A 25,842-nucleotide genomic window follows, 5' to 3' on the forward strand; every position below is an offset into this window, starting at 1 on the left:
CCCTGGCCTCAGTCGACGACGAAGCCGGCGTTGCGCCGGTTCAGCCGGAACTGGATGAGCGTGATGACGAGGATGAGGAGCCCCAGCACCACCGACATCGCGGTGGCGTAGCCCATCTGCTGGTACCGGAACGCCTGGAGCCAGATGTGGTAGACGACGGACGCCGTGGAGTACTCCGGCCCGCCGGTGGGCGTCATGATCTGGATCTCGATGAAGATCATGGCGCCGCCGATGACCTGCGTGACGATGAGGAAGAACGTCACCGGCTGCACCATCGGCAGCGTGATCGAGCGGAACTTCTGCCAGCCGCCGGCGCCGTCGAGCTCGGCCGCCTCGTAGAGGGAGCGCGGCACGGACTGGATCGCGGCCAGGTACAGCAGCATCGAGTACCCGAGCCCCTTCCAGACCGCCATCATGATGATCGCGGGCTTGGCCCAGGCGGGGTCGGCCAGCCAGTTCGGGCCCTCGATCCCGAAGATCGCGAGGAACTGGTTCACCAGGCCGAAGTCGCCGTTGTACGCCCACTGCCACAGGATCGCGATCGCGGCGATGGACGAGATGACGGGGACGTAGTAGATGGCGCGGAACGCGGCGCGTCCGAAGATCTTGCGGTTCATCATGACGGCGAGCGCGAGCGAGATCGCGAGCCCGATCGGGATGCCGATCATGTAGAAGAACGTGTTGAACAGCGTCTGGCGGAAGCGCTCGTCACCCAGCAGGGCGACGTAGTTGTCGAGCCCGATGAACTGCATCGGGCCGAGGCCGTTCCACCGGGTCAGCGACGCGTACAGGGCGAACCCGGTGGGGTAGAGGATGAAGAGCAGGTAGCCGAGCACGGGCGCCGCGACGAAGAGCAGCGCCCACCTCTTCTCGGTGCGGTGGAGCCGCGAGGTCCCGCCGCGTCGGGGCGGTGCGGGGGCGGGGTCCGGCGCCGGGGGGCGGGTGTCGGCCGTGGCCGGCGTGGCGGTGGACGTCATCGCAGACTCCTTCGTCCAGGAACGTGCGGGGAGCGCGGCGCGGCGGCCCGGGGCGGGCCGGCCGCGCCGCGAGGGGGCGTCGTGGTCGGGCGTCAGGGGGCGGAGCCGGCCGCGGCGGCCTGCTCGGCCTGCGCGATCGACTGGTCGAGCAGCTCCTGCATCCGCGGCTGCACCTCGGCCAGGTAGTCGGCGGCCTTCTGCTTGCCGTCGATCACCGGCTGGATGCCGACCCAGAGCTCGTCGTACCACTCGGCGCCGTAGGTGAACGACGCCGGCATCTCGCGCCCGTAGTCCTCGGCGATGTCGAGGAACTCCTGGCGGTTCTTCGGCTCGAGCGAGTCGTCCTTCTCGACCTCGCCGGCCCATTCCTTGGCGGTGTCGATCCGGTTGGGGATCTGGACGTTGGCGTCGACGAGGGTCTGCTGCGCCGCCTCGTCCGTGGAGAGGTACGTCGCCAGCTTCACGGCGTCCTCGGGCGCGTCCGTGGTGTTCGAGACGCCGATGCCGAGCGATCCGACCCAGGTGGCGGGCTCGCCGGTCTTGCCGACGGGCCAGGGCATGAGGTCGTACTCGAAGTCGAGGTCGTTGTAGGCGCTCATGTCCCAGGGGCCGACGGGGAAGAAGCCGATCTCCCCGGCCATGAAGCGCTGGTAGGTGTCGAGCGTCTGTGCCTGCTCGGGGTTCGGGGTGACGCCCTCCGCGGTGAGGTCGGCGATGAACTGGATCGCCTCGGCGAACTCGGGGGTGTCGACGGTGACCTGCGTGTGGTCCTCGTTGGTCCAGTCGCCGCCGTTGCTCCACACGAAGGCCTGCGAGTTCCACTGGACGTTGAGGCCGGTGCCCCACCGGTCCGTCTCGCCGTCGCCGTCGGTGTCCTGGGTGAGCTTCTTGCAGATGTCGAGCCACTCGTCCCAGGTGAGGGGCTCGTCCGGGTCGGGCCGGTCGACGCCGGCCTCCTTCAGCATGTCCGCGTTGTAGCCGAAGGCGAAGGGCCCGATGTCCTTGGGCAGGCCGTAGAGCTTGCCGTCGGGGGTGCCCTGGGTCGTGCCGTCGAAACGGTAGGAGTCGACGCCGTAGGGCCAGATGTTGTCGAGGTCGACGCCCTGCTCGGCGACCTGGTCCGTGATGTCCATGAGGACGCCGGAGCCGACGTACGACTGCAGGCTGGCCTGCTCGATGTAGAAGACGTCGGGGACCTTGTTGCCGGCGACGGCGGCCTGGAGCTTCTGGGCGTACTGGTCCGCGGAGGTGACGATCATCTTGACCTTCACGCCCGTGTCCTCGGTGAAGCGGTCGATGGCCTCCTGGTACGCCTTCTTCTCGTCGTCTCCGCCGCGGAACATGAACGTGAGCGTGTCGTCGTCGGCGCCGCTCCCGCCGCCGGAGCCGCAGGCGGCGAGCGTGCTGGCGGCCACCAGGGCGGTGGCGATGCCGGCGATCAGGCGTGACTTCCTCATCACGGGGTCCTCTCGGAGATCCGGGCCGTGGCCGGGGCGGCGTCGCCCCGGAACGGTTTACATCGATGAAGAGCCATCGACGGCGCCCAATGTGACACGCGTCGCAGGTCGCGGTCAAGTGGCCCAGGTCACGGAGTTGCATCGATGAAGAGTCGGGTGCGGCAGCGGGCTCGGGGAGGTGTCGTCGGTCGGGCCGCTGCTCGAGCGGCCCGGACGGCGTGCGCGGTTGACCCGGGGTCGCGCCGCCCGGCAGGATGGCGGCCCTACAACGATGTATCCGCACGCTCCGACGCGTGCGACGAGGGGGAGCGATGCCGCGCCAGGAAAGCCGCCGAGTGGACCCGCGGGCCGCGGCGTCCCGCCCTCCGATGGGTTGGAACTCGTGGGACAGCTACGGCACCACGGTCACCGAGGACGAGGTGCTGGCCAACGCGCGCTTCCTGGCCGACCACGACGGTGGCGCGCTGGCCGCCGCCGGCTGGGACACCGTCGTCGTCGACATCCAGTGGTACGAGCCGACCGCCCGCCCCGGCGGCTACAACGACGCCGCCCCCGTGCTGTTCGACGACCAGGGCTTCCTGCAGCCGGTGCCCGCGCGCTTCCCGTCCTCCGTGGGCGGTCACGGGTTCGCCCCGCTCGCCGCCGCCGTGCACGACCTCGGCCTACGGTTCGGCATCCACCTCATGCGCGGCATCGCGCGTCGCGCGGTGGAGGCCGACCTGCCCGTGCCCGGCACGCCGTACCGCACGGGCGAGATCGCCGACACCACCAGCACCTGCGCCTGGAACTCCGACTGCTACGGCCTGCGGCACGACCACCCCGGCGCGCAGCCGTGGCTCGATGCGATGGTCGACCACGTCGTCGGCTGGGGCGTCGACTTCCTCAAGGTCGACGACATGCTCGCGCCCTATCATCGGGACGCGGTCGAGGCGCTGTCGCTCGCCGTCCGGCGTGCCGAGCTGCGGCACGGGCGGCGCGTCGTCGTCTCCCTGTCGCCCGGCACCGAGCTGTCGCTCGCCCACCTCGAGCACCTGCGCGAGCACGCCGACATGTGGCGCGTCTCCGACGACCTGTGGGACCGCTGGCCCGACGTCGAGGCGCAGCTCGGGCGCATGGCCCGCTGGGCCCCGCACTCCGGGCCCGCGGGCTGGGCCGACGCCGACATGCTGCCCCTCGGGCGCATCGGGGTGCGCGCCGAGCGCGGTGAGCCGCGGCACTCGCTGCTCACCACCGACGAGCGCCGCGCCATGCTCAGCCTGTGGTGCCTCGCCCGCTCGCCGCTGTTCGTCGGCGGCGACCTGCCCACCTCCGACGCCGCCACCGTCGCGGACCTGGCCCACCCCGGCGTGCTCGAGGTCGCGCACCGGTCGGCCGGCGGCCGTGAGCTGCTGCGCGAGGGGGAGCCGGGCGCCGAGACCGTCGTCTGGGGCGCCGCCACCGACGACGCCTCCGCACGCTGGGTCGGTGTCTTCAGCACCGCGGCCGAGGCCCGCCGGGTCCGCGTGCGGGCCGCCTCCGCGGGGCTGCCCGGGTGCCCGGCCGCCGTCGTCGACGTGTGGACCGGCGAGCACGTGCGCCTGCTGCCCGCGGACGCCGCGACCGGCGGCGACACCGTGCTCGACGTCGAGGTCCCGGCGCACGGCGTGCGCCTCCTGCGCCTCGACGGACCGACGTCGTGGTCGGCAGGGGACCGGGGCGGACGGATCGGCTAGGATCGCGAGGGTCGCGACTGGCGTACAGGTGGATCACCACCGGGGAGCGACGCGCTGTGCTGACGACGGGTCGTTCGCCTGGGCCCGGTCGTCGTCCGACACCTCGCCGGGCTGAGGCCTCTCGACGCCCGGCACGTCCGACCGCCGTCCGACACAGCAGGAGAACGCCGCATGAGCACTCCCGATCCCACGTTCAACGCGCCCCTGGCCGAGCTCGACCCCGAGATCGCGGCCGTCCTCGACGGGGAGCTGGCCCGCCAGCGCGACACCCTCGAGATGATCGCGAGCGAGAACTTCGTCCCGCGCGCCGTGCTGCAGGCCCAGGGCTCCGTCCTGACCAACAAGTACGCCGAGGGCTACCCCGGCCGCCGGTACTACGGCGGCTGCGAGCAGGTCGACATCGCGGAGAACCTCGCGATCGCCCGCGCCAAGGACCTGTTCGGCGCCGAGGCAGCCAACGTGCAGCCCCACTCCGGCGCCCAGGCCAACGCCGCCGTGCTGCACGCCCTCATCAACGCCGGCGACAAGATCCTCGGCCTCGAGCTGGCCCACGGCGGCCACCTCACGCACGGCATGAAGATCAACTTCTCCGGAAAGCTCTACGACGTCGGCGCCTACGGCGTCGACCCGCAGTCGTACCGCATCGAGATGGACGAGGTGCGCAAGCGCGCCCTCGAGCACCGCCCGGACGTCATCATCGCCGGCTGGTCCGCCTACCCGCGCCACCTCGACTTCGCCGCGTTCCGCGAGATCGCGGACGAGGTCGGCGCCAAGCTCTGGGTCGACATGGCGCACTTCGCCGGCCTCGTGGCCGCGGGCCTGCACCCGAGCCCTGTGCCGCACGCCGACGTCGTGTCCTCCACGGTGCACAAGACCATCGGCGGCCCGCGCTCCGGCTTCATCCTGAGCAAGGAGGAGCACGCCAAGAAGATCAACTCGGCCGTGTTCCCGGGGCAGCAGGGCGGCCCGCTCATGCACGTCATCGCCGCCAAGGCCGTGGCGTTCAAGATCGCGGGCACGGACACGTTCACGGAGCGCCAGGAGCGCACGCTGCGCGGCGCGCAGATCATCGCCGAGCGCCTGTCCCAGGCCGACGTCGCCGAGCAGGGCGTGTCAGTCCTCACCGGCGGCACCGACGTGCACCTGGTGCTCGTGGACCTGCGGAACTCGGCGCTCGACGGCCAGCAGGCGGAGGACCTCCTGCACGACGCCGGCATCACCGTGAACCGCAACGCCGTGCCGTTCGACCCGCGTCCGCCCCGCGTCACCTCCGGCCTGCGCATCGGCACGCCGGCGCTCGCCACCCGCGGATTCGGCGACGCCGAGTTCACGGAGGTCGCCGACATCATCGCCGTCGCCCTGCGCGACGGTGCCGCGGCCGACGTCGACGGCCTCGCGGCCCGCGTCGCGAAGCTCACCGCCGACTTCCCGCTCTACCCCGGGCTGCAGCAGTGACGGCGCAGGTCCTGGACGGCAAGGCCACCGCGGCGACGATCAAGGCGGAGCTGCGCGAGCGCGTCGACGCGCTGCGCGAGCGCGGCGTCGTGCCGGGCCTCGGCACGCTCCTCGTCGGCGAGGACCCGGGATCGCAGTGGTACGTGGCCGGCAAGCACCGCGACTGCGCGGAGGTGGGCATCGAGTCCATCCGCGAGGACCTGCCCGCCACCGCCACGCAGGAGGAGATCGAGGCGGCGGTCCGGCGCCTCAACGAGGACCCGGCGTGCACGGGCTTCATCGTCCAGCTCCCGCTGCCCCAGGGCATCGACACCAACCGGGTGCTCGAGCTCGTCGACCCGGACAAGGACGCCGACGGCCTGCACCCGACCAATCTCGGCCGGCTCGTGCTGCGCGTCAACGAGGAGGTCACGTCCCCGCTGCCGTGCACGCCGCGGGGCATCATCGACCTGCTGCTGCGCCACGACGTCGACCTGAAGGGCAAGGAGGTCGTGGTCGTGGGCCGCGGCGTGACCGTGGGCCGCTCGATCGGCCTGCTGCTCACGCGCCGCGCCGTCAACGCCACGGTGACGCTCACGCACACGGGCACCACCGACCTGCCGGCCCTCGTGAAGCGGGCCGACGTCGTGGTGGCGGCCGCAGGTGTCAAGGGCATCGTCACGGCCGACATGGTCAAGCCGGGCGCCGTCCTCGTCGACGTCGGCGTCTCGCGGGAGACCGACCCGGAGACGGGGAAGTCGCGTGTGGTGGGCGACATCGACCCCGCCGCCCGGGAGGTCGCGTCCTGGTACTCGCCCAACCCCGGCGGCGTCGGGCCGATGACGCGCGCCATGCTGCTGGCCAACGTCGTGGACACCGCGGAGCGCCAAGCAGGCTGACCGACCCCGCCGCACGCCGAGTGAGACCGCGTGTCGTGCCGAGATAGAGCGACACGCGCTCTATCTCGGCACGACACGCGCTCTATCTCGGCAATGATCGGCCCATGATCGCGAAGAGCCAGCGTGGGTGGTCGGGCGAGCCGGGCGAGCTGCTGAGGGTGGGAGCGGGGTTCCGCCTCGCGGACGTCGACCCGGACGCCAAGCCGGGGTACGGCAGGAAGAAGAAGGACGGCGCGGCCGATCTGCTCGCCGGCGAGCAGGAGCTCGACGAGCTGCAGGAACGGCTGTACGCCCAGAGCCGTGAGGACCCGTCCGCGCCCGCCGTGCTGCTGGTGCTGCAGGCCATGGACTCCGCGGGCAAGGGCGGCATCGTGCGGCACGTCATCGGGGCCACGGACCCGCAGGGCATCCACCTGGTGGCGTTCAAGAAGCCGACGCCCGAGGAGCTCGAGCACGACTTCCTGTGGCGGGTCGAGAAGGAGGTGCCCGGCGCGGGCTACATCGGCGTCTTCGACCGCTCCCACTACGAGGACGTGCTCATCGGGAAGGTGCGCGAGCTCGCGCCGCCCGAGGAGATCGAGCGGCGCTACGGCGCGATCAACGACTTCGAGGAGCGCCTCGTGGCGCGCGGCGTGCGGATCGTCAAGGTGATGCTGCACATCTCGCCCGAGGAGCAGAAGGCGCGGCTCGGCGAGCGCCTCGAGCGTCCCGACAAGCACTGGAAGTACAACCCGGGCGACGTCGACGAGCGGCTGCTGTGGCCGCGGTACATGGAGGCGTTCCAGACCGTCTTCGAGCGCACGTCCACCGACCGTGCGCCCTGGCACGTGATCCCGGCGAACGCCAAGTGGTACGCGCGCCTGGCGGTCCAGGCGCTGCTGCTGGACGCCCTGGAGGGCATCGACCCGCAGTGGCCGGCCGCGACGTTCGACGTCGAGCACGAGAAGGCGCGCCTCGCGGCGTCGTGACGGTCAGCCCGTCGAGGCCTGCCCGGCCACCGGCTCGACATCGTCGGGCAGGTTCGCGTCCAGCGGCTCGCGGTCGGTCTTGGTCCAGCTGCGCCGGCCCGCCAGCTCCCGGACCAGCGCCACCGTGACGACGGGCCAGAGCAGCCACGTGTAGAGCATGTACGGGATCAGCCCGAACACGGCGCGCAGGAGCGGGTGCCGGCCGGGCTCCGACGTCATGAGGAGCGTGAGGAAGCCCGGCACCAGCGTGAGCGTCGCGAAGAACACCAGCGACGGCCACCAGCCGGAGTAGAACGGCACATCGCCGAACAGCCAGAACGCCAGCGACAGCACCAGGCCGAGACCCATGAGCAGCTGCAGCAGGGGCATGAGCAGGTAGGCGACGTGGTCGAGCCGTGCCCCCACCGACACCGGCGTGCGCAGCGCGCCCCGCAGCAGCGAGAACGACTGCCAGTTGCCCTGCGCCCAGCGCACCCGCTGCTTGAACAGTCGCCGCAGCCGGGTCACCCCCTGCTGGTCCACGCTGGTCAGCACCGTCTGCCGGCCGCGCCAGCCGGCGCGGATCAGCCGCACGCCGATGTCCTGGTCCTCGGTGAGGCGGTCGCGCCACGGGCCGCGCGCGACACCCGGCGGCAGCTTCTCGGTGACGACGACGTCGTCCAGCGCCGCGAGCCGCACGTACTGGCCGTTGCCGCCCATGTTCGCCGTGCCCCAGGCGGAGCGGCCCAGCTGGTAGACGTACGCCATCACCCCGAACTCGACGTCCTGGCCCCAGGTGAGGTAGTGCCGGCGGTTGTAGATGCGCACCAGCGCCTGCACACCGCCCACCCGCTCGTCGGAGAAGGTGCCGGCAAGCGCCCGCGGCGCGTCCGGCGGGATCCGTCCGTCGGCGTCCACGACGCCCACGACGACGCGCGTCGTCGGCCAGTCGGCGTACGGGCCGGCGAGGACCTCGTCGTGGATGAACTCCCAGGCGTCGTCGAGGCCGGCGGACTTGCCCACCCGGGCGTTCGGGAGCTCACGACGCAGCACCTTGAGCTCGGGCACCTGGGCGCGCAGGCGGGCGAGCACCTCGGGCGTGCCGTCGTCCGACCCGTCGTCGATGACGACGATCGCCTTGTGCGTCGCCTCGACAGCGACGAGGCGGCTCACGCTGTCGGCGATCGTCACCTCCTCGTTCAGCGCGGGGACGACGAAGACCCACAGGTAGTCGCCCTCGTGCGCCGCCTCGACGTCCCGGCGCTGGCGGCGGCGCTCGAACCACGCGCGCACCACCAGCAGCAGGATCACCAGCACCGTGATCAGCGTCAGGACGAGCAGGAACCACATGAGCACCTGCACTGCCGGCGGCATGCCGCGGTAGGGGTCCCACCAGGGCGCGGTGGCGGCGGCCGAGCTCGCGGTGCTGGCGACGGCCGTCGTGCCCGCGAGGGTCGCGACGCCGGTCACACGGTCCCCTGCGCGTACGGGTCGGCGGCCGACTTCGACTTGATGACGACGTCCTCGACGTCCTGCGCCACGTGGTCCACGGGCACGGGCTCGCGGATGAACACCGGGCCCTCGATGCTGTCGGTGCGCTCGAAACCCGCCCATTCCAGCACCTGGGAGCGCACGAAGCTCAGGCCCGACATGTGCGGCACCGGGGTGTTGAACACCAGGTGCTCCGCGGCGGCGACGATGCGCTCCGCGGCGTGGCCGTCGCCGTAGGGGTTGGCCTGCCGGGAGAACGCCGCGTGCGCCGCGGGGTCGTCGAGGACGCGGCTCGCCGCGGCGACGATCCGGTCCGGGTCGGTCCCCACCAGCTCGAGCGTGCCGGCCTCGACGCCCTCCGTGCGCTCCGTCGTCGTCCGTGCCACGAGCACGGGCACGCCGAAGGTGGGGGCCTCCTCCTGGATGCCACCGGAGTCGGTCACGACGAGGTACGAGCGGGCCAGCAGCCGCGCGAACGTCTGGTACTCCATCGGGTCGGTGAGCACCACACCGGGCACGTCCTTCAGGCCTTCCCGCACCGCGTCCGCCACCCGGGGGTTGGCGTGCACCGGGACCACGAACCGCACGTCCGGGTACGCGTCCGCGAGGCGGTGCACGGCCGACATGATGTTGCTGATGCCGCCGCCCCAGTTCTCCCGGCGGTGCGCGGTGACGGTCACGACCCGCGACGTCGTGTCCTCCTCGAGCCACGCGAGCTCCGGCCGCCCGTACGGCACCTGCCGGGCCGCTGCCCACTGCAGCGCGTCGATGCCGGTGTTCCCGGTGACGAAGGTGCGGCCGATCTCGACGCCCTCGCGCACGAGGTTCTGCACGTTGCTGCGCGTCGGGGCCGCGTGGAAGGAGGCGATGCGGCCGATGAGCTGGCGGTTGAGCTCCTCCGGGAACGGGGACAGCGTCGTGCCGGTCCGCAGGCCCGCCTCCACGTGCACGACGGGGATGCGCAGGTGGAAGGCGGCGACGGCGGCCGCCGCGGCGCTCGAGGTGTCGCCGTGCACGACGCAGGCGGCCGGGTAGTGGTCCTCGCGGACCCGGCCGCTGATGTGCTCCGGCGGCGGCCCGTACCGCCCGGTGACGAACTCGTCGAGGCGGGCGATCACCGACGACGAGAGCTGGTTCAGCGTGAGCCCTGGCCGGCCGACGCCGAGGTCGCCGGCGACCTCGCACCCGGTCTCCTGCAGCACGTAGTCGACGAGCTCTTTGTGCTGCCCGGTCGTGACGACGACGGGCCGTAGCCGGGGATGCTCCTGCAGGCGCTGGATCAGGGGGAACAGCTTGATCGCCTCCGGGCGGGTGCCCAGCACGACCAGGATCTCGGGGCTGACAGGAAGCGGCATGTCTCTACCTTCGTCGAGCGAGCGGCGGGTGCGGCGCACCCGCACCGATGACTTACGGTTCGTCGCCCGGTCGGAAGGAGGGCGCACCGGCCGCGAGGGACGGTGCCCGTCGGAGGGAGGGCGGCCATGGTGACCGCACGCACGCACCTGTGGTTCGGCAACAACCGCGCGCACGAGGCGGCGGCCTTCTACGCGGAACACATCCCGGGGTCGTCGGTGGAGTCGGTGCTCACGTCGCCCGAGGGGGTGCCGGGGGCCGAGGCCGGCGAACCGTTCGTCGTCGAGTTCACGGTAGCGGGGCTTCCTGTGACCGGGCTGAACGCCGGCCCGGAGTTCCAGCTGAACGAGGCCTTCAGCTTCTACCTCCGCGTCGACTCGCAGGAGGAGGTGGACCGCTACTGGGAGGTGCTCACCTCCGACGGCGGGGAGCCCGGGCCCTGCGGGTGGTGCAAGGACCGGTTCGGCATCTCGTGGCAGGTGATCCCGAAGCAGCTGGAGGAGCTGTCGGGCGACTACACCACCGAGGCGAACCTGCGCACCATGAACGCGATGCTGCAGATGGGCAAGATCGACGTCGCCGCTCTGGAGGCCGCCTACCGCGGGGAGTGACGCACCCGACGCCGGCGCCCGCGGGAGGTGTCGGCGTCCTGTGATGGGATGTCGGGCGTGCTGACCGTCGCCACCGCCAACGTCAACGGCATCCGTGCCGCCTTCCGCCGCAACATGCCCGCCTGGATCGCCGCCCGCGCGCCCGACGTGCTGCTGCTGCAGGAGGTGCGGGCTCCCGACGAGCTGGTGCACGAGTACCTCGAGGGCTGGCACGTGGCGCATCTGCCCAGCGAGATCAAGGGGCGCGCCGGCGTCGCCGTCGCGTCGCGGCTGCCCCTGCACGCCGTGCGCGCGGGCCTGGCACCCCACGGCCCGGACGGCGGGTCCGAGCCGCCCGTGGACACCGGCCGTTGGGTGGAGGCAGACGTCGAGCTGCCCGGCGGCGGGCTGCTCACCGCCGTCTCGGCGTACCTGCACTCGGGCTCCAACGCCCCGGGGCAGGAGCACACGATGGCCGCCAAGTACGCGCACCTCGACAAGGTCACCGCCCGGCTCGCCGAGCTCGCCGCCGCCGAGCACCCCGCGGTGGTGGCCGGCGACCTCAACATCGCCCACCGCAACGCCGACATCGCGAACTGGAAGGGCAACCTCAAGAACGCAGGCTTCCTGCCGCAGGAGAGGGCGTACGTCGACCGCTGGCTCGGCGAGCTCGGCTGGGCCGACCTCGGCCGCGCGCACGGCGGGGACGGGCCGGGGCCGTACACGTGGTGGTCGTGGCGCGGGCAGTCGTACGTCAACGACCGCGGCTGGCGCATCGACTACCAGCTCGCCAACCCGGCCCTCGCCGCCCGGGCCGTCAAGGTGGAGGTCGACCGCGCCCCCACCTACGAGGAGCGCTGGTCCGACCACGCCGCCGTGGTCGCCACCTACGACCTCTGACCTCCGAGGCCCGGCGCCGACGGTCGAGCCCGTCGAGACCACGGTCGGGGTCTCGACAGGCTCGACCGACGGACTACCTCCGGGGGAACATCGCGCGCTGCACGGCGTCGTGGACGTCGGTGTTGAGCTGCGGCCCGGACAGCCGCTCGGCTCCCGGCCCCTGCGCCGTGATCGGTGTCGCCTCGCCGGTGTGTCCGCCCGTGGTCCAGTCGACGGTGAACTCGAGGTCGGTGCCCGGGACGGGGAACGGGCCGTCCTCGGCCGTGGCGCCCTCGCCCGACTCGTCCTCGGGGTCGACGTTCTCGATCGCGAGCCCGCCCGTGGCGTGGTCGCCGACGACGAGCACCAGCGTGTCGCGGTGCTTCTTCTGGAAGTCGAGCGCGAGCGCGACGGTCTCGTCGAGCGACCGGCCCGCCTCGATCGTGCGCGTGGCGTTGCTCCGATGGGCGAACTCGTCGATCGCCTCCTCCTCGAGGAAGAGGAAGAACCCGTCGCGGTCGCGCTGGAGCACCTCCAGCGCCTTGGCCGCCATGTCGACCAGCGGCACCTCGGGGGAGTAGACGTCCCCCTCGCCCTCGTTCGCCTGCTGGAACATCTCCTCGTTCGCGAACAGGCCGAGCAGCCGCCGGCCGTCCGCGTCGGCGAGGCCCTCGGCGTCGCTCACGTAGGTGTACCCGAGCTCCTGGGCGCGCTCGACGAGGTTGCCCTCCGTGCCCTTGCTCTGCTCCTCGGGGTCCTCCGCGGGGTTGTCGGGCCAGGCGCCCGGCTCGCCCTCCGGGTACCAGAAGTCCTCGCCACCGCCCAGCAGCACGTCGGGCCGGGACTCCTCCAGGTACTGCCGCGCGATCTCGCTCTGGTCGTACCGGTCGGTGACGTGCGCGCCGAACGCGGCCGGGCTGGCGTCGGTGACCTGCGCCGTCGAGACGAGGCCGGTGGCCTTGCCCGCGCGCCGCGCGTCCTCGAGCAGCGTCGGCACGGGGTTGCCGTCCGCGTCGACGCCGACGGCGCCGTTGAACGTGCGGACCCCGGTGGCGAAGGCGGTCGCCCCGGCGGCCGAGTCCGTCACCGCGTCCTCGGGGTCGGCGGAGTCGGTCGCGGTCCAGCCGGCCTCGTCCAGGGAGTCCATGACCAGGTGGCCGTCCTTGCCCACGGTCGCGAGCCGGATCAGCTCGCGTGCGGCCAGCCCCATGCCGTCGCCCTGGAGCACGATGACGTTGCGGGCCCGGTCCTTGCCGTGCCGCCCGTCGCGGTCGCCGCCGTGCCCCCGGGCGTCGGCCGTGCTCGCGGGCCGGTCGTCTCCGCCGGTGGCCGTCGCGCCGACCGCCGCACCCGCGGCGACCAGTGCGGTGAGTGCCGCCGTGCCGGCGCGGCGGATCGTGGTGCGTGCTGCCATCGCTCCTCCTCGAACGATCGGGACGGCGACGCTCGTGCCGCCGTTCCCCCGCACCGTAGGCAGGTGCCCGCGTCACCGGCATCCGGGGGCGGCAGCGCAGGTCGGAGCCGGTGGAGACCAGGCCGGGCCCGCCAGGCCCGGCGGGGAGGGGAGCGGTCAGGCGGTGCGGCCCGCCGCGGCCGACGGCGGGGCGACGAGGAAGCCGGGCGAGCGCAGCCCGGCGGCGTCGAACGCGGCCTGCACGGCTGCCACGACGGCGTCGACCTCGTCGGCGCGGACCAGCGCGATCGTCGAGCCACCGAAACCGCCGCCCGTCATGCGCGCGCCGACCGCGCCCGCCGCGAGGCAGGAGTCGACCGACAGGTCGGTCTCGGTCACGGTGACCTCGTAGTCGTCGCGCAGCGACGCGTGGGAGGCGTTCATGAGCGGCCCGACCTCGGCGACGCGGCCCGCGCGCACCAGGTCGGCGAACTCGGCCGTGCGCGCCGTCTCGGTGACGACGTGGCGCACCCGCCGGCGCAGCACGCCGTCGGCGTCGTGCGGCTCCAGCGCGGCGAGCGCCTCGTCGAGACCCTCGGGCGTGACGGCGCGCAGGTTCGCCAGGCCGAGCAGGCGAGCGGCGTCCTCGCAGGACGCGCGGCGCGCGGCGTACTGCCCGTCGACCAGCTGGTGCGGCGCGCGCGTGTCGATCACGAGCAGCTCGAGCCCGGCGGCGGCGACGTCGAAGGGGATGGGGGCGGCGTTCTCGAGCGGGCCGAGCTCCGGGCGACAGTCCAGCAGCAGGGCGTGGCCCGGCCGTGACCGCAGCGACGCGGCCTGGTCGAGGCCACCCGTGGCGGCCCCGGCGATCTCGTTCTCGGCGCGGATGCATGCCGCGGCGAGCTGGACGCGCCCCGCGTCGTCGCCGCCGAGCCCCAGCCCGAGCAGGTCGTCGAGCGCGACGGCGAACGCGCACTCCAGCGCCGCCGAGCTCGACAGCGAGGCGCCGAACGGGACGCACGAGTCGACGACGGCGTCGAAGCCGCGCACCGGGTGCCCGGCCTGCGCCAGGGCCCAGGCGACGCCCGCCACGTAGGCGCCCCAGCCCTCGACCTGCCCGGGCACGACGTCGGCCAGCCGCATCTCCCACGGGGCGTCGGTCTGCGCCGACGCCACCCGCACCGCGTCGTCGTCCCGCAGCCGCAGCGCGACGAACGTGCGGTGCGGCAGCGCGATCGGCAGGCAGAGACCCGCGTTGTAGTCCGTGTGCTCGCCGATGAGGTTGACCCGGCCGGGGGCCGACCAGACGCCGTCCGGCCCGGCGGCGGGCTCGGTCGCGGTGGGCCCGAAGGCCCGGGCGAACAGCTCGCGCACGCGGCGCGCACCGTCGTCGTCGGACCAGGACTCGAGCCACTCGGGCGTGCTCATCGGGACAGCTCCTTTGCGGGCGGGACAGCAGACGGGCGCCGGTGCGGCGCCCGGGCGAGGGTATCGCGCGGGTCGAGAGCGGCGCGGCGCCGTCCGGGCCGGCGTCCGGCGGGAGGAGGGGAGCCTGTCAGCCCGTGACGGGGCTGAGGTTCAACCGCATCCCCGCGAGGCCGCGCGTACGGCCGGTGAGCGCGCGGGCGACGTCGCGCAGGACGCGCGCCCCGGCGGAGTCGGGGTCGGAGAGCACCACCGGCGTCCCCTCGTCCCCCGCGGCGCGGACGGCGAGGTCGAGCGGCACCTGGCCGAGCAGCGGCACCTGCGTGCCGAGCGTCGCGCCCAGGCGGTCCGCGACGCGCTGCCCGCCGCCGGAGCCGAACACCTCGAGCCGCGACCCGTCCGGCTGCTCCAGCCATGACATGTTCTCCACCACGCCCACCACGCCCTGCGACGTCTGCGTGGCGATCGACCCGGCGCGCTCCGCGACCTCCGCCGCGGCGGCCTGTGGGGTCGTGACGACGACGATCTCGCTGCCGGGCAGCAGCTGCGCCACCGAGATGGCGATGTCGCCGGTGCCGGGTGGCAGGTCGAGCAGCAGCACGTCGAGGTCGCCCCAGAACACGTCCGCGAGGAACTGCTCCAGCGCACGGTGCAGCATCGGCCCCCGCCAGACCACCGGCTGCCCCGCGGGCACGAACATGCCGATCGACACGACCTTCACGCCGTGCTCGATCGGCGGCAGCAGCATCGAGTCCACGCGGGTGGGCTGCCGGTCCACGCCGAGCATCCGGGGGATCGAGAAGCCGTAGATGTCCGCGTCGACGACGCCCACGCTGAGCCCGTCGGCCGCCATCGCGGCCGCGAGGTTCGCCGTCACGCTCGACTTGCCCACGCCGCCCTTGCCCGACGCGACCGCGTAGACCTTGGTGAGCGATCCCGGCTGGGCGAACGGGATCACCGGGTCGCCCGCGCCGCCGCGCAGCTGCGAGCGCAGGGCCTGCCGCTGCTCCGGCGTCATGACACCGAGCTGCACGTCGACGCCCGTCACGTCCTCCAGCGCCTCGACCGCCGCGGTGACGTCGCGCACCAGCGTGCCCTTCATGGGGCAGCCGGCGACCGTCAGGTCCACGCCCACCGTGACCCGGCCGCCGTCGTGCACGTCCACCGAGCGCACCATGCCGAGGTCCGTGATGGGCCGCCGGATCTCCGGGTCGATCACCGACGCGAGGGCGGTGCGGACGCGGTCGGTCAGCGGTGCGGGGCCGTCGGGGGAGCCGGTGGTCATGTCCCGATCCTAGGTGCGCAGCGCCGTGGCACCGGTGCGTCGTGGGTCACGACCGGGCAGGGCGACCATGACCCGCCGGGCCAGCGCGCCGACGTCCACCGGCCCGGCAGTGTCCTGCCGCACCACGGGGCCCAGGGCCAGCGGTGCGCCCGCAGCGGACCAGGCCGCCCACTCGGCCGCCATGTCCCGGTCGTCGGAGTGCACCGGGTGCCGGGTCGTCGCCCTGGCCTCGAAGCGCTCCCGCGCGACCTCCGGCGGCACGTCGCACCACACCTCCACCACGGCGTCTGCCCCCGCGGTCGCGAGCCCGCGCAGCGCGTGGTCGAGGTCGCGCGGCCGGAACCACCACGACTCGACGACGACCCGCGCCATCGGCGCCGCGGCCAGCCGCCACACCGCCTCCATCGCCGCAGCGCCCACCAGGGCGCGGGCCTCCGGGGCGACGGCGTCGGCCAAGGCCTCCTTCACGGCGTCTTTGCCCAGGCACGGCGCGCCCAGGAGCGCCGCGAGCGGGCCCGCCAGCGTCGTCTTGCCCGACCCGGGCAGCCCGTTCACCAGCACCACCTGCCGCGCCATGCCCACCTGCCCGTCGTCGGATCCGCCGTCGGGAGACTAACGCGCAGGGCCGTGCCGTGGCACGGGACCCGGCCGCCCGGGGCGACGTCCGACCTGCACGGACGCCCCGCCTCGCCGGCCCACGACCTCGTCAGGACGAGGAGGCGTCGCGGCTGCGCTCCGACTCCTTCTCGTCCAGCTCCTCGAGGAGGTTGCGGATCTCCGACCGGACGAAGTCGCGCGTCGCGACCTCGCCCAGCGCGATCCGCAGCGCCGCCATCTCGCGGGCCAGGTACTCCGTGTCGGCGAGGTTGCGCTCCGAGCGCTGCCGGTCCTGCTCCGCGGTGACGCGGTCGCGGTCGTCCTGCCGGTTCTGCGCGAGCAGGATGAGCGGCGCCGCGTAGCTCGCCTGCAGCGACAGCACCAGGGTGAGGGCCGTGAAGCCGTTCGACGCCGAGTCGAACCGCAGGGACTCCGGGCCCCAGGAGTTCCACGCCAGCCACACCGCGCAGAACACCGTGACGTAGATGAGGAAGCGCGGGGTGCCGAGGAAGCGGGCGATGCCCTCCGTGGCCTTGCCCACCGCGTCCTGGTCCATCCGCGGCCGCGGGATGAAGGTGCGCCGGAACTCCTTCGGCTGGTCGAGACGATCAGCCACGCGGCACCTCCTGGAGGTTCTCGTCGACGTGCTCGCGCCAGTCGTCCGGAAGGATGTGGTCGAGCACGTCATCCACCGAGACCGCGCCCAGCAGCCGCTTCTCGGAGTCGAGCACCGGCAGCGCGAGCAGGTCGTACGCCGCCAGCAGGCGCGTCACCCGGCCCACCGGGGCTTCCGGCGTCAGCCACTCGGTGTCCGTGTCCAGCACCGACCCCACCGACGCGTGCGGCGGCTCGCGCAGGAGGCGCTGGAAGTGCGCGACGCCGAGGAACCGGCCCGTGGGCGTCTCCAGCGGCGGTCGTGCCACGAACACCATCGACGCCAGCGCGGGCGGCAGGTCCTGCTTGCGGATCTGCGCCAGCGCGGTCGCGATCGACGTCTCCGGCCCGAGGATGACCGGTTCGGTGGTCATGAGGCCGCCCGCCGTGTCCTCGTCGTAGGACAGGAGACGGCGCACGTCTTTCGCCTCCTCCGGCTCCATCAGCTCCAGGAGGCGGGCCGCCTGCTCGTCGGGCAGCTCGTTCAGCAGGTCGGCGGCGTCGTCGGGCTGCATGGCCTCCAGGACGTCGGCGGCGCGCCCCGAGTCCAGGCGGGACACGATCGCGACCTGGTCGTCCTCCGGAAGCTCCTCGAGCACGTCGGCCAGGCGTTCGTCGTCGAGAGCGCTCGCCACCTCCAGCCGGCGGGTGTCGCCGAGCTCGTGCAGCACGTCCGCGAGGTCGGCCGGGCGCAGGTCCTCGTACGCCTCGAGCAGCTTGGCGGCGCCCTGCTCCTGCGTGGACCCCGCCAGCCCGGTGACGGCGTCCACCGGCACGACGAGCGTCTCGCCCCGCCGGCGCAGCGACAGGCCGCGCGCGGCCTGCTTGCGCCGCACGAAGAGCTGGTCCACCAGCCAGTCGCCCGTGCGCTGGCGCGTGATCGACAGGTCCTCGACGATCGCCTCGCCCGTGCCGTCCGTGAACCGCACGGTGCGGTCCAGCAGCTCGCCCAGCACCAGCGACTCCATCGCCCGCTGCTCGAACCGGCGCATGTTGAGCAGCCCCGTCGAGATCACCTGGCCCGCGTCGATCGCCGTCACCCGCGTCAGCGGCAGGAAGACCCGCCGCCGACCGGGCACCTCGACGACCAGCCCGACGGCGCGGGGCGCGCCCTTGGCGCGGATCAGCACGACGGCGTCGCGCACGCGCCCCACCTCGTCACCGATCGGGTCGAAGACCTGGGTGCCGGCGAGCCGTGCCATGAAGACTCTGGTTGCCGCGCTCACGTCGGCCAGCCTACGCGGGGCTGCCCCGTCGGTCCTGGTCGGAGGCGCGGGCGGGCCGGTCGTGTGGTGGTGCCAGGGCCGGGACTGGGCCAGACTGGGCGAATGAGCTTCAGCCGCCCGAACGCCGTGCCCCGCGTCCCCACCCTGCCCGCGGGGGACGAGGTCGCCGCGTACGACACGTACCTCGAGGCCCAGCAGGCCGTCGACTACCTGTCGGACCACAAGTTCGCCGTCGAGCACGTGACCATCGTCGGCACGGACCTGCGGATGGTCGAGCGGGTCACCGGGCGGCTCTCCTACGGCCGGGTGGCGCTCGCGGGTGCGCTCTCCGGCGCGTGGTTCGGCTTCTTCGTCGGCCTGCTGCTGAGCCTGTTCGGCGGCACCGGCATGGGCGGCGTGCTGCTCGTCGGCATCGGCCTCGGCGCGGGCTTCGGGCTGCTCTTCTCCGTGCTGTCGTACGCGCTGACCGGCGGGCGTCGTGACTTCACGTCGTCGTCGCAGATCGTCGCCTCGACGTACGCCATCCTCTGCGCCGCCGAGCAGGCGAGCGAGGCCCGGTCCATGCTGCGGGAGTCCCCGGGCGGGACCGGCAAGCCGCGGCGCGGCTCCACGGTCGCCGCACCGACCACCCCGGTGGCAGGCGCCCCCACGGTCGGCGCCCCCACGGTCGGCGCCCCGACCGTCGGTGCCCCTGCAGCGCCCGTCGCCCCGCGCACCCCCGACCCGCGCTGGACCACCCCCAGCGGCGCGCCGCGGTACGGCGCGATGCGCCCCGCCGACGAGCAGGCCCCCGCCCCGCAGGCTCCGCCGCAGCCCGAGACCCCGGCGGAGCCCGACGAACCCCAGGCGCCGCCGGAGGGCTCCGAGCCGAAGGCGCCGGAGCACGACGACCCGTACCGCCCGCCCCGGCCCTGATCAGGTCGGCACGTGGTGGAACGGTTCGGCACACCTGGTGGTTGTCTTCGGCAGCAGTCCGTGCCGCAGAGACCCACCAGGTGTGCCGAAGCGATGTCGTCGGTCAGCCGCGCAGGCGCGCCATCCACGCCTCGACGTCCTCGGGGCGGCGGGGGAGGGCTGCGGACAGGTTCTCGTTGCCGTCACGGGTGACCAGCACGTCGTCCTCGATGCGCACGCCGATGCCGCGGTACTCCTCGGGCACGGCGAGGTCGTCGGCCTTGAAGTACAGCCCCGGCTCGATGGTGAACACCATGCCGGGCTCGAGCACACCGTCCAGGTAGAGCTCGCGGCGCGCCTGGGCGCAGTCGTGCACGTCGAGGCCGAGGTGGTGGCTGGTGCCGTGCACCATCCAGCGGCGGTGCTGCTGGCCCTCGGGGGACAGGGAGACCTCCGCGGTGACGCCCTCGGGCAGCAGGCCCCACTCCTCGAGGCGTGCCGCGATGACCTCCATCGCGGCGGCGTGGATGTCGCGGAACTTGGTCCCCGGCTTCGCGACGGCGAACGCGGCGTCGGCGGCGTCGAGCACCGCGGTGTAGATGCGGCGCTGCACGTCGGTGAACTCTCCGTCCACCGGCAGGGTGCGGGTGACGTCCGCGGTGTACAGGGAGTCGACCTCGACGCCGGCGTCCAGCAGCACCAGCTCGCCGGAGCGGACCACGCCGTCGTTGGTGATCCAGTGCAGGGTGGTGGCGTGCTCGCCTGCGGCGGCGATGGTCTCGTAGCCCACGGTGTTGCCCTCGAGGCGGGCGTGGCCGTCGAACGTCGTCTCGATGACGCGCTCGCCGCGCCGGTGCGCTACGGCCTTCGGCAGCACCGGCACGACCTGCTCGAAGCCCTCGATGGTGCGGGCCACGGCCTCGCGCAGGTGCTCCAGCTCGAGGGCGTCCTTCACGAGACGGATCTCGGAGGTCGCCTCGACGAGCTGCTCGTCCTCGGCCCCGGCCTCGATGCCGGCCTCCTCGCGGATGGCCTCGACGAGCGTCTCGACGGTCTCGTCGGCGCCCGTCACGATCAGCACGCGGACGCCGTCGGCGCCGACGTCCTTCGTGAGCGCGTCGCGCAGCTCGTCCACGTGGCGGGCCTCGACCCCGGTGAGGGTCGTGACGTCGTCGAGCGACGGCCGTGCGCCCACCCAGAACTCGCCGTAGCGGGAGTCGGCGTAGAACTCCTCGGTGTCGCGCGCCGCCAGCGGGCGCACGTAGAGCACGGCGTGGTGGTGGGTGCCGTTGCCGCTGCCATCGGGGTCGCCCTCGCCGTCGGCGACCGGGTGCAGCACGAGCACGGCGTCGGGCTCCTGGTCGGTGCCGAGCCCGGTGAGGTGTGCGAAAGCGGAGTGCGGACGGAACCGGTAGTCGGTGTCGTTCGACCGCGTCTTGAGCGGGCCGGCGGGGACCACGAGGCGCGCGCCCGGGAAGCGGGCGGACAGCTTGGCGCGGCGCTCGGCCGTGTACGGCACCGCCTCGCCGGGCTCGACGCCGAGGTCGGCGCGCTCGCCCCACTGCGAGGTGATGAACGACTTGAACGCCTCCGAGACGGGGCGCTGGGAACGGTTGCTGCCGCGGTCCTCGGTGCTAGCCGGAGCTGCGGGCGCGGTCTCGTCGACGGGGGTGGTGTCGGTCATGCTCCCAGTGTCCCACCCGTCCGGACGGCTCGGGCGCGGGCCCGGGTGGCTCCCGTCAGTCGCGCGCGAAGTCGCGCAGGGCCCGCGTGAGCACGTGGTTGAAGGCGGCGGGGGCGTCGGAGTTGACGTCGTGGCCGGCGTCCGGCACGACGACGAGCGCGCCCCGGTCGGCGGCCGCGACGTGCCGCGACTCCTCGAGGCGCAGGCGGTCGCGGGCCCCGTTGACGAACCACACGGGCACCTGCAGCGCGCGCGTGCTGGCCACCGACGAGCGGCCCGCGAGATGGGTGAGCGCGTCGGTGACGATGTCCCAGCCGGGCCGGGGGGCGTCGCCGAGCAGGGCCGCGACCTCGAGGCCGCCGGCGCGCGACCGTCCGCCGGTGAGGGCGGAGCGCCAGGCGAGCGAGGCGTCGCGCAGGCCGCGCCGGACCGCCGTCGTGCCGGTGACGGCGAGGTGCGCGACGTCGCGGAAGAGCGCCACGGGCTTGCCCTTCGGGTCGGAGGTGCACCCGGCGGCGACCACCCCGGCCAGGCGGGCCGCCCCGGCGGACGGGGAGGCGTGCCGCGCCGCCCAGGCGAGGGACGTGTACCCGCCCAAGGACAGCCCCACGACGACGACCGGGGTGTCCGCCCCGAACGACCCCGCCGCCTCGTCGAGCACCTCGAAGGCGCGCGGCATGGAGAACCGCTCGCGGTGGAGCGCGCCGTGGGCGGGCAGGTCGACGGCGACCGCGTCGTGCCCGGCGTCGCGCACGTGGTCGACCTGCCGCTCCCAGATGGCCGACGACGTGCGCATGCCGTGCACGAAGACGATCCCGGCCCGCTCCGGCGCGGGGCCGCGCTCGAGGGCGGCGGGCAGGGCGGGGGGAGCGGTGACGTCGGCGCTGGGGAAGTTCATCGCCTCGATCGTCCCCCGCCGGTCGGGGCGTGCCGGGTGCGCCAGCGGCGGGCGCGGTGGAGAGGTTGTGTCGCCGCCTTCACGGGCGCGGGCGGCGGACGTGTCGGACGTCGCACCGCGCCAGGGCCGGGATCGCGCGTGCCGGTACGCGCCGCTCCCTAGAATCGGTGTCCGTGACCCACCGGCCCCGGATCGACCTCCACACGCACTCGCGGGCGTCCGACGGCACGGACTCCCCGCACGGCGTGCTGGCGGCGGCGGCCGGCGCCGGGCTGGACGTCGTCGCGCTCACCGACCACGACACCACCGCCGGTTGGGCCGAGGCCGCCGGCGCCGTCGGACCCACCGGCGTGGCCCTCGTGCGGGGCACAGAGATCTCGACCCGCGTCACGACCGAGGGGGGCAGCATCAGCGTGCACCTGCTGTCCTACCTGCACGACCCGGACGACGCCGTGCTGCGCGCCGAGTGCGAGCGCACCCGCGACGACCGGCTCACCCGGGCCCGGCGGATGACGGACCGGCTGGCCGAGGACTTCCCGGTGACCTGGGACGACGTCGTCGCGCAGACGGGCGACGGCGCCACGGTGGGGCGCCCGCACCTCGCGGACGCGCTGGTCGCGGCGGGCGTCGTCGCCTCGCGCGACGAGGCGTTCGCCACGGTGCTGCACCCGGGCGCCCCGTACTACGTGCCCCACTACGCCCCGGACACCGACGTCGCCGTGCGCGCTGTGCTCGGCGCCGGTGGCGTCCCTGTGATGGCGCACCCGGGTGCGGGGGCCCGCGGCCGCACCGTCAGCGAGGGGACGATCGCGGCGCTCGCCGGCGCCGGCCTCGCCGGGCTGGAGGTGGACCACCGGGACCACGACGCCGACACCCGCGACCGGCTGCGGGGCCTGGCGGACGAGCTGGGACTGCTCGTCACGGGCTCCAGCGACTACCACGGCACCGGGAAGCTCAACCGCATCGGGGAGCACACCACCGCTCCCGAGGTGCTCGCACGGATCGAGGAAAGGGGTCGGCTGGACGTGATCCGCCCGTGAGCGCGGTGCTGGACACCGCGCTGTTCACCGAGGTGTTCGTCACCCTGTTCGTCATCATGGACCCGCCCGGCACGGTGCCGGTCTTCCTGGGCCTGACGTCGGCCATGGGGGCCAAGCAGCGCAACCGCGCCGCGCGCCAGGCGATCCTCGTGGCGTTCGGCGTCATCGTCGTCTTCGCGCTGTTCGGGCAGCAGGTGCTGCACTACATGGGCATCTCGTTGCCGGCGCTGCAGGCGTCCGGCGGCCTGCTCCTCCTGCTGGTCGCGATGGAGCTGCTGACCGGCAAGATGGAGGAGCCCTCGCCGTCGGGGAACAAGGGCGTCAACGTGGCGCTCGTGCCCCTGGGGACGCCGCTGCTGGCCGGGCCGGGCGCGATCGTCGCGACGATGGTCTTCGTCCAGCAGACCCGGGTGTCGGACGCGGGCGGGGTGCCGCAGCTGGTCGCCATCGCGATCGCGATCGTGCTGGTCCACGTGTGCCTGTACCTGTCGATGCGGTTCGCGAACGTCATCCACCGGGTGCTGAAGGACTCGGGGGTCACGCTCGTGACGCGGATCGCGGGCCTGCTGCTGGCCGCGATCGCGGTGCAGCAGATCGCCACGGCGGTCACCGAGTTCGTCGAGATGGCGCAGTAGCCCCGGTCGGCGGCCCGCCGACCGGGCCTCCGGGGCGCAAACATGGGATGTTAGGGTCTTTCGGTGCCCGAGCCCGTCACGTCCTCCCGTCCTTCCCCGATCTCCCGGCCGCGCAAGGTGTCCGAGCTCGTCGTGGAGCACCTGACCGACCTCGTCGAGCGGGGGGAGTGGCCCGTCGGGTCGCGCATCCCCACGGAGCCGGAGCTCGTGGACCGGCTCGGCGTCGGGCGCAACACGGTCCGCGAGGCCGTGCGCGCCCTGGAGCACGCGGGCATCCTCGAGCCGCGTCGCGGCGACGGCACCTACGTGCGGGCCGCGAGCGGGCTCGACGCCGCGATCGGGCGCCGGGCCCGCACCGCCGACGCGCTGCAGGTGCTCGAGGTGCGCTCCGTCCTCGAGCGGGGTGCCGCGCGCGCGGCCGCGGGACGGCGCGACGTCGCCGCGCTCGCCGCGCTGCGGGCGGCGCTGGAGGCCCAGGAGGCCGCGGCGCGGGACGGCGACGAGGACTCCTTCCGCGCCGCCGACATCGCCTTCCACGCGGAGCTCGTCCGTGCCGCGGGCAACCCCCTGCTCGCGGAGCTCTACGACGGCATCGACCACGTCCTCGTGCGCACCCTCGCCACCGACGCCCACGGGCGCCACCACCGCGACGTGCCCGGCCACCGCGAGGTGGTCGACGCCGTCGCCGCCGGGGACGCGGAGGGCGCGGAGCGTGCCGTCGAAGCCACCATGGCTGCCGTGCGCGCATACCTGCTCGCTCGTGCGGCGGAGGTGGACGCGTGAGCCTGCGCCGCGCGCTCGGTGCGGGGGCCGTCCTCGCCATCGTCCTCGCCGCCCTCAACCTGCGCCCCGGCGTCGTCGCCGTCTCGCCCCTGCTGGGCGAGATCCTCGCGACCGAGGGGCTCAGCTCCACCGCCGGCGGCGTCCTCACGACGCTCCCGGTGCTGTGCTTCGGCCTGCTCGCCCCCGCGGCGCCCGGGCTGGCCCGCCGCCTGGGCCTGGAACGGGCGCTGTTCGGCAGCCTCGTGGTGCTGTGCCTCGGCTTCGCCCTGCGCCTCGTCCCCGGGATCGCGACCCTGCTGCTGGGCACGCTCGCCGTCGGCTGCGCGATCGGGCTCGGCAACGTGCTGCTGCCAGCGCTGATCAAGCGCGACTTCGCCGACCGGGTCGGGCTCATGACCGGGCTGTACTCCATGGCGCTGTCCGGCGGGGCCGCGCTGGCCGCCGGTCTCACGGTGCCGATCGCGACGGCGACCGGGATGGACTGGCGCGCCGCGCTGGCGTCGTGGGGGCTGCTCGCCGTGGTCGGGGCGGCGGTGTGGGCGCCGCGCGCGCTGCGGTCGCCGGCCCTCGGCGGCGTCGGTGTGCGCCCGCCGGGCGCGACGGCCGCCGACGCCGTGCGGTCGGTGTGGCGCAGCCCGCTGGCCTGGGCGGTCACCGTGCTCATGGGCACGCAGTCGCTGTCGTTCTACGCGGTGAACGCCTGGCTGCCCGAGATCTTCGTCGCCGAGGGCCGGAGCGTCGCGACGGGCGGCTGGCTGCTGGCGCTGACCAACCTGCTCGGGATCGTCGGCTCGTTCGTCGCACCGGTGCTCGCGGGGCGCATGCGGCGGCAGCGGGGGATCGGCGTCGTCATCGTCGCGCTCATCACCACGGGCCTGGTCGGCCTGATCCTCGCCCCCGACGCTGCCGTGGTGTGGGTGGTGCTGCTCGGCCTCGGCCAGGGCGGCGGCATCAGCCTCGCCCTCACCCTCATGGCCCTGCGGACCGAGAGCGCGGCCCGCACGTCCGAGCTGTCGGGCATGGCGCAGAGCGCGGGCTACCTGCTGGCCGCCTGCGGGCCGCTCGGGCTCGGCGTCGCGCACGACGCCACCAGCTCGTGGACCGTGCCGCTGGTGCTGCTCGTCGGGGCGTCGCTGGTGCAGGGCGTGGCCGCCTGGTTCGCCGGGCGGGACGAGATCGTCCGCTGACCCGCACCGTCGACGTCGGGCCTGATCGGCGGGGGCTCAGAGGCCGACCGGCTTCAGGGTGACCCGCACCGTGGCGCCGGGCTCGAGGCCCTCGGCGACCCGCACCGCCTTCTTCATCGGCAACACGTAGCCGCGCTGCTCGTCGCTGGGGAACACGGACGTCGACCAGGTGGTGGCGCCGACGGTCACGGTCACCTTGATCGACCCGAACCCGCGCGGCGGCCGGGGCAGCTCCGCGAGGGTGTCGGACTCCTCCGGCGGCACGGTGACGAACCACCACGAGTCAGCGCGCACCTGCCACTGCCACAGCGGTGCCGAGAACGTCAGGCGCATGCCTGCACGCTACGACGTGCCCCGGACAGCAGAACGGCGGTCGAGCCCGTCGAGACCCAGGACTCGGGT

Annotated in this window: 24 protein-coding genes and 1 riboswitch; of the genes, 11 read left to right on the plus strand and 13 right to left on the minus strand. The window is 73.8% G+C overall.

Features of this window, described 5'->3' with window-relative positions; genetic code table 11:
• Positions 1 to 8 precede the first annotated feature (8 nt).
• Positions 9 to 977, minus strand: a complete 969-nt coding sequence (locus B5Y66_RS06865) for a carbohydrate ABC transporter permease (protein WP_079572765.1) — start codon at positions 975 to 977, stop codon at positions 9 to 11.
• A gap of 92 nt (positions 978 to 1,069) precedes the next feature.
• A complete protein-coding gene (locus tag B5Y66_RS06870) occupies positions 1,070 to 2,434 on the minus strand; it encodes an ABC transporter substrate-binding protein (protein WP_079572767.1) in 1,365 nt (454 codons plus the stop codon).
• Between the two features lie 368 nt (positions 2,435 to 2,802).
• On the opposite strand from B5Y66_RS06870, the gene B5Y66_RS06875 reads away from it, so the two are divergent.
• The 4 genes from B5Y66_RS06875 (at position 2,803) to B5Y66_RS06890 (ending at position 7,447) form a co-directional block, all read left to right on the plus strand.
• A complete protein-coding gene (locus B5Y66_RS06875; RefSeq protein ID WP_079572769.1) occupies positions 2,803 to 4,146 on the plus strand; it encodes a glycoside hydrolase family 27 protein in 1,344 nt (447 codons plus the stop codon).
• A 3-nt stretch (positions 4,147 to 4,149) separates the two neighbouring features.
• Positions 4,150 to 4,237: riboswitch (ZMP/ZTP riboswitch) on the plus strand.
• Between the two features lie 80 nt (positions 4,238 to 4,317).
• Positions 4,318 to 5,601 carry a serine hydroxymethyltransferase gene (gene glyA / locus B5Y66_RS06880; protein ID WP_079572771.1) on the plus strand — a complete coding sequence of 428 codons (1,284 nt, stop codon included), beginning with the start codon at positions 4,318 to 4,320 and terminating at the stop codon, positions 5,599 to 5,601.
• Positions 5,598 to 6,479, plus strand: a complete 882-nt coding sequence (locus B5Y66_RS06885) for a bifunctional methylenetetrahydrofolate dehydrogenase/methenyltetrahydrofolate cyclohydrolase (RefSeq protein WP_079572773.1) — start codon at positions 5,598 to 5,600, stop codon at positions 6,477 to 6,479. Before glyA ends, B5Y66_RS06885 begins: the two co-directional genes overlap by 4 nt.
• A 104-nt stretch (positions 6,480 to 6,583) precedes the next feature.
• Positions 6,584 to 7,447, plus strand: coding sequence for a PPK2 family polyphosphate kinase (locus tag B5Y66_RS06890; RefSeq protein ID WP_079572775.1), 864 nt, complete (start codon positions 6,584 to 6,586; stop codon positions 7,445 to 7,447).
• A gap of 3 nt (positions 7,448 to 7,450) precedes the next feature.
• Here the strand turns inward: B5Y66_RS06890 and B5Y66_RS06895 are convergent, their stop codons facing one another.
• Both B5Y66_RS06895 and wecB read right to left on the minus strand, forming a co-directional pair.
• Positions 7,451 to 8,896, minus strand: coding sequence for a glycosyltransferase family 2 protein (locus B5Y66_RS06895; protein WP_176168799.1), 1,446 nt, complete (start codon positions 8,894 to 8,896; stop codon positions 7,451 to 7,453).
• Positions 8,893 to 10,272, minus strand: a complete 1,380-nt coding sequence (gene wecB, locus B5Y66_RS06900) for a non-hydrolyzing UDP-N-acetylglucosamine 2-epimerase (protein ID WP_079572779.1) — start codon at positions 10,270 to 10,272, stop codon at positions 8,893 to 8,895. The genes B5Y66_RS06895 and wecB overlap by 4 nt, the downstream gene beginning before the upstream one ends.
• A 126-nt stretch (positions 10,273 to 10,398) precedes the next feature.
• On the opposite strand from wecB, the gene B5Y66_RS06905 reads away from it, so the two are divergent.
• On the plus strand, positions 10,399 to 10,881 hold the full coding sequence (locus tag B5Y66_RS06905; RefSeq protein WP_079572781.1) for a VOC family protein: 483 nt from the start codon (positions 10,399 to 10,401) through the stop codon (positions 10,879 to 10,881).
• A 57-nt stretch (positions 10,882 to 10,938) separates the two neighbouring features.
• Positions 10,939 to 11,760 carry an exodeoxyribonuclease III gene (locus B5Y66_RS06910; protein WP_079573274.1) on the plus strand — a complete coding sequence of 274 codons (822 nt, stop codon included), beginning with the start codon at positions 10,939 to 10,941 and terminating at the stop codon, positions 11,758 to 11,760.
• Positions 11,761 to 11,833: 73 nt separating this feature from the next.
• Here B5Y66_RS06910 and B5Y66_RS06915 read toward each other — a convergent pair whose 3' ends face one another.
• The 6 genes from B5Y66_RS06915 to B5Y66_RS06940 form a co-directional block, all read right to left on the minus strand.
• On the minus strand, positions 11,834 to 13,153 hold the full coding sequence (locus B5Y66_RS06915; protein WP_079572783.1) for an alkaline phosphatase: 1,320 nt from the start codon (positions 13,151 to 13,153) through the stop codon (positions 11,834 to 11,836).
• A 156-nt stretch (positions 13,154 to 13,309) separates the two neighbouring features.
• Positions 13,310 to 14,560: a galactokinase gene (gene galK / locus B5Y66_RS06920; protein WP_079572785.1), complete on the minus strand. Its 1,251-nt coding sequence runs from the start codon at positions 14,558 to 14,560 to the stop codon at positions 13,310 to 13,312.
• A gap of 127 nt (positions 14,561 to 14,687) precedes the next feature.
• Entirely contained in the window at positions 14,688 to 15,842 is a 1,155-nt protein-coding gene (locus B5Y66_RS06925) for a P-loop NTPase (RefSeq protein ID WP_079572787.1), read from the minus strand.
• A gap of 9 nt (positions 15,843 to 15,851) precedes the next feature.
• The gene (locus tag B5Y66_RS06930; protein WP_217700742.1) at positions 15,852 to 16,418 is read right to left on the minus strand and encodes an AAA family ATPase; all 567 of its coding nucleotides are present in this window, start codon (positions 16,416 to 16,418) and stop codon (positions 15,852 to 15,854) included.
• Positions 16,419 to 16,548: 130 nt separating this feature from the next.
• On the minus strand, positions 16,549 to 17,055 hold the full coding sequence (locus B5Y66_RS06935; protein ID WP_079572789.1) for a DUF1003 domain-containing protein: 507 nt from the start codon (positions 17,053 to 17,055) through the stop codon (positions 16,549 to 16,551).
• Positions 17,048 to 18,319, minus strand: coding sequence for a magnesium transporter MgtE N-terminal domain-containing protein (locus tag B5Y66_RS06940; RefSeq protein ID WP_245806965.1), 1,272 nt, complete (start codon positions 18,317 to 18,319; stop codon positions 17,048 to 17,050). Before B5Y66_RS06940 ends, B5Y66_RS06935 begins: the two co-directional genes overlap by 8 nt.
• A gap of 102 nt (positions 18,320 to 18,421) precedes the next feature.
• On the opposite strand from B5Y66_RS06940, the gene B5Y66_RS06945 reads away from it, so the two are divergent.
• Entirely contained in the window at positions 18,422 to 19,234 is an 813-nt protein-coding gene (locus tag B5Y66_RS06945) for a general stress protein (RefSeq protein ID WP_079572793.1), read from the plus strand.
• A gap of 103 nt (positions 19,235 to 19,337) precedes the next feature.
• Here the strand turns inward: B5Y66_RS06945 and B5Y66_RS06950 are convergent, their stop codons facing one another.
• Positions 19,338 to 20,897: an aminopeptidase P family protein gene (locus B5Y66_RS06950; protein ID WP_079572795.1), complete on the minus strand. Its 1,560-nt coding sequence runs from the start codon at positions 20,895 to 20,897 to the stop codon at positions 19,338 to 19,340.
• A 55-nt stretch (positions 20,898 to 20,952) separates the two neighbouring features.
• Positions 20,953 to 21,795 (minus strand): alpha/beta fold hydrolase, encoded by an 843-nt coding sequence (locus B5Y66_RS06955; RefSeq protein WP_079572797.1) that lies wholly within the window; start codon positions 21,793 to 21,795, stop codon positions 20,953 to 20,955.
• A 173-nt stretch (positions 21,796 to 21,968) separates the two neighbouring features.
• Here B5Y66_RS06955 and B5Y66_RS06960 point away from each other — a divergent pair, with 173 nt between their 5' ends.
• From B5Y66_RS06960 to B5Y66_RS06970, 4 genes are all read left to right on the plus strand, one after another.
• Positions 21,969 to 22,835, plus strand: a complete 867-nt coding sequence (locus tag B5Y66_RS06960; RefSeq protein WP_079573278.1) for a PHP domain-containing protein — start codon at positions 21,969 to 21,971, stop codon at positions 22,833 to 22,835.
• Entirely contained in the window at positions 22,832 to 23,470 is a 639-nt protein-coding gene (locus B5Y66_RS06965; RefSeq protein WP_079572799.1) for a MarC family protein, read from the plus strand. The genes B5Y66_RS06960 and B5Y66_RS06965 overlap by 4 nt, the downstream gene beginning before the upstream one ends.
• Before the next feature lie 63 nt (positions 23,471 to 23,533).
• A complete protein-coding gene (locus tag B5Y66_RS22480; protein WP_217700743.1) occupies positions 23,534 to 24,253 on the plus strand; it encodes a FadR/GntR family transcriptional regulator in 720 nt (239 codons plus the stop codon).
• Positions 24,250 to 25,440, plus strand: coding sequence for a CynX/NimT family MFS transporter (locus B5Y66_RS06970; RefSeq protein ID WP_176168800.1), 1,191 nt, complete (start codon positions 24,250 to 24,252; stop codon positions 25,438 to 25,440). The genes B5Y66_RS22480 and B5Y66_RS06970 overlap by 4 nt, the downstream gene beginning before the upstream one ends.
• Before the next feature lie 36 nt (positions 25,441 to 25,476).
• On the opposite strand, the gene B5Y66_RS06975 is transcribed toward B5Y66_RS06970, so the two are convergent.
• Entirely contained in the window at positions 25,477 to 25,773 is a 297-nt protein-coding gene (locus tag B5Y66_RS06975) for a DUF1905 domain-containing protein (protein ID WP_079572801.1), read from the minus strand.
• Between the last annotated feature and the right edge of the window lie 69 nt (positions 25,774 to 25,842).

The organism is Krasilnikoviella flava (assembly GCF_900167525.1).
In the GTDB taxonomy this organism is placed as follows: domain Bacteria; phylum Actinomycetota; class Actinomycetes; order Actinomycetales; family Cellulomonadaceae; genus Isoptericola; species Isoptericola flavus.